This is a genomic window from Sphingomonas sanguinis, from assembly GCF_001476905.1.
Taxonomy (GTDB): domain Bacteria; phylum Pseudomonadota; class Alphaproteobacteria; order Sphingomonadales; family Sphingomonadaceae; genus Sphingomonas; species Sphingomonas sanguinis_B.
The window spans coordinates 1-3,413 of record NZ_LDTE01000032.1 but is presented as its reverse complement, the minus strand read 5'-3'; the positions used below and the strand labels follow the sequence as shown (position 1 = coordinate 3,413).

The 3,413-nt window shown below is 65.6% G+C and carries 5 protein-coding genes; 1 reads left to right on the top strand and 4 read right to left on the bottom strand.

Features of this window, described 5'->3' with window-relative positions; translation table 11 throughout:
* From SB4_RS06410 to SB4_RS06395, 4 genes are all read right to left on the bottom strand, one after another.
* Window positions 1-185 (bottom strand): DUF1289 domain-containing protein (locus SB4_RS06410; protein ID WP_058751895.1); only part of this gene is annotated, 185 nt, incomplete at its 3' end.
* Between the two features lie 9 nt (window positions 186-194).
* Window positions 195-1,640, bottom strand: a complete 1,446-nt coding sequence (locus tag SB4_RS06405; protein ID WP_058751894.1) for a DEAD/DEAH box helicase — start codon at window positions 1,638-1,640, stop codon at window positions 195-197.
* A 182-nt stretch (window positions 1,641-1,822) separates the two neighbouring features.
* Window positions 1,823-2,305 carry a hypothetical protein gene (locus tag SB4_RS06400; RefSeq protein ID WP_058734229.1) on the bottom strand — a complete coding sequence of 161 codons (483 nt, stop codon included), beginning with the start codon at window positions 2,303-2,305 and terminating at the stop codon, window positions 1,823-1,825.
* 228 nt (window positions 2,306-2,533) lie between these two features.
* Window positions 2,534-3,007 carry a hypothetical protein gene (locus SB4_RS06395; protein WP_153006101.1) on the bottom strand — a complete coding sequence of 158 codons (474 nt, stop codon included), beginning with the start codon at window positions 3,005-3,007 and terminating at the stop codon, window positions 2,534-2,536.
* Window positions 3,008-3,054: 47 nt separating this feature from the next.
* On the opposite strand from SB4_RS06395, the gene SB4_RS06390 reads away from it, so the two are divergent.
* A partial coding sequence (locus tag SB4_RS06390; RefSeq protein WP_153006100.1) for an FAD-binding oxidoreductase occupies window positions 3,055-3,413 on the top strand: 359 nt, incomplete at its 3' end.

Here is a 3,413-nt window from a genome sequence, read left to right as displayed (position 1 = left end):
GGCAGCGCCGCCAGGATCGCGCGGCGTTCCTCGGCGGGCTTGGCGCTCCAATTGGAGATTTCGCGGATCGTCCGCGCACAGCCCAGGCACCAGCCGGTGGCCTTGTCCATCGTGCAGACAAGCACACACGGGCTGGCGAGACTGGCGGGTTGCGGTTCGACGAAGCTGATGATGTCGAGCGACATGACGCGCCGTCAGATCCCGAACGAAACCTTCAGGAAGTCCGGGATCGGGCCGTTCCAGCCGCCGTCATCGGGCGTTTCGTCGGCATTGGAGCGGCGACGGTCGCGGCGATCGTCCCGGCGCGGTGCGCGCGGTTCCTCGAAGCGGGGCTGTTCCCGACGCGGCTCTTCGCGGCGTGGCTCATCGCGACGGGGCTCCTCACGACGTGCACGGGCGGGACGGGCGCGGGGGGCTTGCTCGACCGTCTCGGTCTGGGTTTCGACCGTCTCGACCTCGGCCGGGCGGGCGCTGCGATCGCGACGCGTGCGACGGGCGGGACGCTCTTCCTCGGCCGGAGCGGGCAGTTCGAGGCGGTCGATCTTCTGGCCGGTCAGCTTCTCGATATTTTCGAGATTCTCGGCGTCATCGGGCGCGACGAAGGTATAGGCGGTGCCGGTCGCGCCGCCCCGGCCGGTGCGGCCGATACGGTGGACATAATCGTCCGGGTGCCAGGGCGCGTCGAAGTTGAAGACGTGGCTGACGCCCTTGATGTCCAACCCGCGCGCCGCGACGTCGGAGGCGACCAGGATGTTGATGTCGCCGCGCTTGAATAGCTCCAGCTCAGCCAGGCGCTGCGGCTGTTCCATGTCGCCATGGATTTCGCCCGAGCGGAAGCCGTGCTGCTTGAGCGACTTGTTCAGCTCGCGCACCGTCGTCTTGCGGTTGCAGAAGATGATCGCGTTGCGCACCTCTTCCTGTCCAAGCAGCTGGCGCAGGCGCTTGCGCTTCTCGAACGACTGGGGTGCGACCGGCACGACGAACTGGGCGATGTTGATGTTGGTCGATGCGGGACGCGCGACCTCGATCGTCTTGGGATTTTCCAGGAACTTGTCGGCCAGCTTCTTGATCGGCGGCGGCATGGTCGCCGAGAAGAGCAGCGTCTGGCGCTGCGCGGGCAGCTTGGTGCAGATTTCCTCGATATCGGGGATGAACCCCATGTCGAGCATCCGGTCGGCCTCGTCGATGACCAGCATCGAGCAGCCGGTCAGCAGGATGTTACCGCGCTGGAACAGGTCCATCAGGCGGCCCGGCGTCGCGATCAGCACGTCGACGCCCTTTTCCAGCGCCTTGATCTGGTCGCCCATCGACACGCCGCCGATCAGCAGCGCCATCGAAAGCTTCTGGCCGGCGCCGTATTTCTCGAAATTCTCGGCGACCTGCGCGGCGAGTTCGCGCGTCGGCTCCAGGATCAGGCTGCGCGGCATCCGGGCGCGGCTGCGGCCATGCGCAAGGATATCGATCATCGGCAGCACGAAGGCGGCGGTCTTGCCCGTCCCCGTCTGCGCGATGCCGATGATGTCGCGCATCATCAGCACGGAAGGAATGGCGGAGGCCTGAATTGGCGTCGGCTCGGTATAGCCGGCGTCGTTGACCGCCTTCAGAAGTTCGTCGGAGAGGCCGAGATCGGCAAAGCTCATGCAGTTTTCCGAAATTTGACGCCAGGCGGGAATCGCCCCGCACGCGCCCAGCAGTTCTGCGCGCTTGCGGATTTGGCGGCGAAAGTCAAGTTTTCCACAGTTCTGAGCCTAGGAAAACCGACTCCTCCGCGCCACGCGGATGGTGTGCGAGCGGAGCGTTCGGCCAGGGCGGCCCCCGACGATCAGTCGCCGGGCACGTTGATGACGGCCTCGGTCTTGCCCTCTTCGCTTCGAGCAATCGTAAACGATACCTCTCGACCGTCCTTCTCGGCACCGCCCATCGCGACGGACTGGCCGCCTTCGCCTCCAGAAAGGGATTGCTTCAGCTTCCATCCTTTGCTGGTCAGCGCCGTCTTATAGAAAGCGAAAACCTTCTCTACCGGGTCGGCGGTGGCGAACGTGACCATTTTGGTCTTCTTGCCGCCGCTTTCGCTCTCCAGCACGGCTGAGATGGTCGCGCCTGGGTAGCGGGGCGCGAAGTCGGGCATGGTGACACTGGCGGCGGCCGCGCCCTCGCTGGTCTTTAGCGTGCCCTCTGAGGTGGTGATCTTGGCGGACCCCTTGTCCCCGTCCGTACTGAAAGTCGCCCCCCCGATCGTCGTCGACTTTTCGCTCGATCCACATGCCGCCAGAAGCCCGGCCGCTGCGATGACGAGATGGCGCATAAAATTCCTTCCAAGCGACTGAAGTAATAGAAGAAATATTTTATTGTAATGGTTTGGGCATGGCCTGAAATTATCTACCCGAATTACGCGGATGCGAGCGAACTGGCAATATATTCTGTTCTACGGATCGGGGCCGGCGGGGCGATACTGCTGACCGTCCTGCGCGACCGTGGCCTGAGCCTTGAGGAAGCCGCCCTCCGTTCCGTCTGTGGCCCGCGACGGGGAGGTTCAGCGGACCGGAATCAGCGCCCGGAACCGCTCGATCTCACAGGTCCGGCCCGCCCGGGTGCGGATCGGATCGCGACCGGCACAAATCTGTCCGTCGCGACCGGGGCGGATGTAGAAGCTGGAATAATAATCGATCTGGCGGCAGGCGCGGACCAGTCGCGCGCGGACCCGCTTGTTGCCGGTCAGCACGATGTCGACCGCGCCTTCCTCGGCCGGAAGCGCGCCCGCCAGCTGCTGCGCGGGGATGCAGCGGGGCCCTTTCCGCTCCTTCCACCGGGTCGGGGCGGGGGGCGGTGCGGTGCGGGGGACACGGATCACGACACGTTCGCGCATGATCAACTGCGCGTAATGGACTGGCGGACCGGACATCGGAATCGGGTCCGTCGCCCCCAAAAGGGCGGGCGTCGTCAGCGTCATCAGGGTGATGGCGGCAAAGCTTTGGTGGCGGCGCGGCATGTCTTTGCCTGTCTTCATACGCCGTATCGTTGAACGCTTTATGAACCTGGCCTAGTCGAATCCGCATGAACCCCGCCCAGACCGCCTTTCTGGAAGCCCTGCGTCCCGTTTTGGGGCCCAAGGGCATCATCACCGACCCCGCGCTGATCGCGCCGTGGGAGATCGACTGGCGCCGCCGCTTTTCGGGCCATGCGCCCGCCATCGTCGCTCCCGCCGATACCGGGCAGGTGCAGGCGGTGCTGCGCGCGGCGGCCGAACACCGCGTGCCGCTGGTGCCGCAGGGGGGCAACAGCTCGATGGTCGGCGGCGCAACGCCGCCCGCCGACGGATCGGCGCTGATCCTGTCGATGCGGCGGATGAACCGAATCCGGCGAATCGATGCCGGGGCGGGCATGGTGGTGGCCGAGGCGGGGGTCTGGCTCTT

What these genes read in the sequence shown, in the direction of transcription:
- SB4_RS06395 (WP_153006101.1), bottom strand. Translation starts at nt 3,007, where the DNA reads ATGAAGACAGGCAAAGACATGCCGCGCCGCCACCAAAGCTTTGCCGCC.
- SB4_RS06400 (WP_058734229.1), bottom strand. Translation starts at nt 2,305, where the DNA reads ATGCGCCATCTCGTCATCGCAGCGGCCGGGCTTCTGGCGGCATGTGGA.
- SB4_RS06405 (WP_058751894.1), bottom strand. Translation starts at nt 1,640, where the DNA reads ATGAGCTTTGCCGATCTCGGCCTCTCCGACGAACTTCTGAAGGCGGTC.